The 3,347-nt window shown below is 33.4% G+C and carries 6 protein-coding genes; all 6 read left to right on the top strand.

Annotated elements, in window-relative coordinates:
- Positions 1-418: 418 nt before the first annotated feature.
- Positions 419-595, top strand: coding sequence for a hypothetical protein (locus A194_RS20870; RefSeq protein WP_237718786.1), 177 nt, complete (start codon positions 419-421; stop codon positions 593-595).
- The gene (locus A194_RS18850; protein WP_237718785.1) at positions 517-912 is read left to right on the top strand and encodes a GNAT family N-acetyltransferase; all 396 of its coding nucleotides are present in this window, start codon (positions 517-519) and stop codon (positions 910-912) included. Before A194_RS20870 ends, A194_RS18850 begins: the two co-directional genes overlap by 79 nt.
- A 118-nt stretch (positions 913-1,030) precedes the next feature.
- Positions 1,031-1,267 (top strand): DNA-directed RNA polymerase subunit alpha C-terminal domain-containing protein, encoded by a 237-nt coding sequence (locus tag A194_RS0115460; RefSeq protein WP_017187699.1) that lies wholly within the window; start codon positions 1,031-1,033, stop codon positions 1,265-1,267.
- Positions 1,268-1,545: 278 nt separating this feature from the next.
- Positions 1,546-2,556: a C45 family autoproteolytic acyltransferase/hydrolase gene (locus A194_RS0115455; RefSeq protein WP_017187698.1), complete on the top strand. Its 1,011-nt coding sequence runs from the start codon at positions 1,546-1,548 to the stop codon at positions 2,554-2,556.
- 3 nt (positions 2,557-2,559) lie between these two features.
- The gene (locus A194_RS0115450; RefSeq protein WP_017187697.1) at positions 2,560-3,030 is read left to right on the top strand and encodes a GNAT family N-acetyltransferase; all 471 of its coding nucleotides are present in this window, start codon (positions 2,560-2,562) and stop codon (positions 3,028-3,030) included.
- A gap of 2 nt (positions 3,031-3,032) precedes the next feature.
- Positions 3,033-3,347, top strand: a 315-nt coding sequence (locus A194_RS18845) for a hypothetical protein (protein ID WP_040403188.1), incomplete at its 3' end; no start/stop codon positions are given.

Genomic DNA, 3,347 nt, shown 5'->3' with positions numbered 1-3,347 from the left:
ATTCGACAGTAGAAGAATTTTTCTCAGCTTGGGAGACAGCTTCAAAGCAGAGCTTGTGAAATAGGGAGGGATAAGATTGAGTGTGTTGACAAGGGTCAAAGAGAGGTATAAACAAAGTAATAAGTTTTATTAGCCCTGAAAATTCTCTTTAGCGCTTTAACCATTTATTTAGCTATTCAGGTTATATTTATATCCACTTCAGGATTAGTAAGCTCTGATTCTTCAACTGATTTCCCGGGTTTATTACTTTTTGGTATGCTCTTTTTTTGGGGGTTATCTAATGCTGTTGAACTTGTTGAAATGTTAGTTACCAAGAAAAAAGAACACTTTACATTTTTGCTCATAGCTACAATATTCGGTTTTGGCGTATCAGTATATGTATTGTTGTTATCGTTATAAAAAGCATGGAAGGAAAACAATGTACATGATCACTATTAGACCTATAACGACAGAAGATTATGAATATGTTTTAAATTGGAGTAAGGATGAGAAGTTTTGTTTGGCAAATGCTGGGGGATCAACAGGGACGAGCAAGAATTATATCGATGGTGGGTTCATTGTGTTAATAATGATTCAAAAGACTTTCTCCGATTAGGGATTGAATTGGAACGAAGGTTAATTGGCTATGCGGACCTTGCTTGTATTGATGGTAATACTACTGAATTAGGCATAGCCATTGGTGATAGATCTTTATGGGGGAAAGGCAATGGATTTAATGCTTGTGTAAAAATGATAGATTATGCCTCAAGTTATTTAGGAATTACAACTTTTACTGCTGAAACAACTGATTCTAATATTCGTGCAAAGAAAATGCTCGCTAAACTAGGATTTAAAGAGGTCAGTAGAATTGGTAAGGAAGAATATTTAGGAACGGATAGCCAGCTAATACAATATAGATTATCAGTGAGTTAAGTTCCATGATTTTAATCTAAATTCTTCTATTTCAATGGAGCAAGATTTAGAGAAGCTTCTGAATAAATCCACTGTTTGATTACCGAATGATCAAAATGAGTTGTTAGGAGGAATTGCTTTGACAAAGGATAAAAAGTTAAAGGTTTGTGATCAAGAAAGTAAGCCCAATAGTGGCTGCTTTTCGAAACTTAGTTCACCTGCTAGAAATGCATTGCTCCATGAAGGAATTGACACTTTGCATAAACTATCGAAGTGTACTGAAAAAGATATATTAAAAATTCATGGTATTGGACCAGCTTCCTTACCTACTATGAGAGCTTGCTTAGAAGAGGAAGGGTTAACATTTAAGGAGTAAATTATCTATTAAAATAAACAGAGATTGGTGGAGTAATTGTAGGAAGCAAACTTTTTATTTCTAAACAATGAACTCATCATTTATATAGTTAAGTATTAAGGAGGAATTTAATGGATACAGTTAATTTATTATTTGTTTGGTATAAGTTAAGAGTTAATTAGATGTCCGAAATAGTTGGTTGTTTAATCATTTTGTTCTAATTTTTGGAATCTAATGTTTAAAGTTAATGTAGACTTGAATTTATTTATGTGAATTGTGAATTAAATGGGGGGATGCACATGTCGAATTTCTCAGTAGATATTATTCAAATTAGAGATACATCGTTTAATATCGGTTTGAAGCTCGGGGAGTACTTACAAAATAAACCGTTATTAAATGTATTGGATTCCATAACGAGACCAGAAATAGACTATATTAGTCTTAAATCTATTTTTTTAGATTTGGCGCCTCATCTAATTGAGGAATTAGAGGGTCTAGCTTGTGGATTGGACATTTCTACTGAAAAGTCAGCTTCTATGTTTAGTGGTTATGATGTACCAAAAACAGAAGCTTTGGGTTGTTCTGCATTAATCACACAAAATTATTATGTAAGAAATTATGATTTTTCTCCTGAACTTTATGATGGGATTTTTTGTTTAGTTCAACCTGAGTCAAGCCTTGCAACAGCGGGGTATAATTTGCAAATACTTGGAAGGCATGACGGGATCAATCAAAAGGGATTAGTTATGGGTCTACATTTTGTCAGTAATAATGAATACTCAAAAGGGGTTTCACCTTGGACCGCTATTAGAATGGTCTTAGATATGTGTTCCTCAGTCGATGAAGCCATTCAAATGTTAAAAGCGATCCCACATTCAGCTTGTTACAACTTCTCACTAGGTGATCAGAGTGGCAACATAGCAGTAGTAGAGGCTACTCCTTCTAAAATAGTAATAAGACTTGGTGAATCGTCGTTATCTTGTGTAAATCATTTTCAGGATGATGATCTAGAAGATAAAAATAGGCTTGCTGTTGAAGGTTCGGTTAAACGTAATGATTATATTCAAGGTATTTCTAATAAACAGCTTTCACACCAAGAGATGTTCAACATTTTCAAAGATAAGAATTCACCATTATTTTTCACTGACTATGATGATTTATTTGGAACATTACATACAATATCTTACTCTTTTGGGGATAATAGAGTTTTAACTACGATTGCTCAAAGTAACCAAGTATTAGATTTTAACTTTAGTGATTGGGTTAACGGTATAGATTTAAAAGAACACGTATTGAAAGGGGAGGTGTAATAAATGGACATTTCTATTACAAAAGCAGAACCAGAACATACAGAAGAAATTAGTAGAATTTGTTCAATTGGATGGCGACAAACGGTTCAAGGTATTTATAGTGAGGAATATCAAATTAAAAATGTAGAATATTGGTATAATCTTAAAAAGGTGAAAGAGGACATTGTAAAAGGTGTCTATACGCACGTAGCTATGGTAGATCAGAAAATTGTAGGGACGATTGGAGGAGTTATGACTGAGCCAAGTACTAGTGAAATTTATGTATTTTATATAGACGAAAAATATAGATTTAAAGGAATTGGAAAAAAACTTTTAGATGCTTTTACAAAGGATCATATAAGAAAAGGTGCAACAGACCAGTATGTTTCTGTACAAGAAGGAAATAGTCTGGGGATTCCTTTTTATAAATCACGAGGTTTTCAACAAAAAGCTGAAAGTGAACGTTATTGGCGAAAGCTTGATCGGGAGGGATAAACTTGAGCGTGTTAACAAACGTCAAAGAAAGATATAAAGAAAGTAATAAATTCTTATTAGCGTTGCAATTGTTCTTTAGTGCGCTAACCTTATATTTTGCCGTTCGAGTTATATTTATATCTACTTCAGGGTTAGTAAGCTCTGATCCTTCAACTGAATTTCCTGGTTTACTTCTTTTTGGCATGCTGCTTTCTCTAGGATTAGCTAATGTTGTTGAACTAGTTGAAATGTTAGTTGCAAAGAAGAAGGAACATTTTACAATTTTACTCATGGCTACAATATTCGTTCTGGGCGTATCATTTTATATCTTGTCGTTA

This window comes from Alkalibacillus haloalkaliphilus C5 (genome assembly GCF_000269905.1).
Classification (GTDB): domain Bacteria; phylum Bacillota; class Bacilli; order Bacillales; family Alkalibacillaceae; genus Alkalibacillus; species Alkalibacillus haloalkaliphilus_A.
This window is presented reverse-complemented; position numbering and strand designations above follow the sequence as displayed.

Coding starts and splice junctions, on each gene's coding strand:
- A194_RS0115450 (WP_017187697.1), top strand. CDS start 2,560: ATGGACATTTCTATTACAAAAGCAGAACCAGAACATACAGAAGAAATT.
- A194_RS20870 (WP_237718786.1), top strand. CDS start 419: ATGTACATGATCACTATTAGACCTATAACGACAGAAGATTATGAATAT.
- A194_RS0115455 (WP_017187698.1), top strand. CDS start 1,546: ATGTCGAATTTCTCAGTAGATATTATTCAAATTAGAGATACATCGTTT.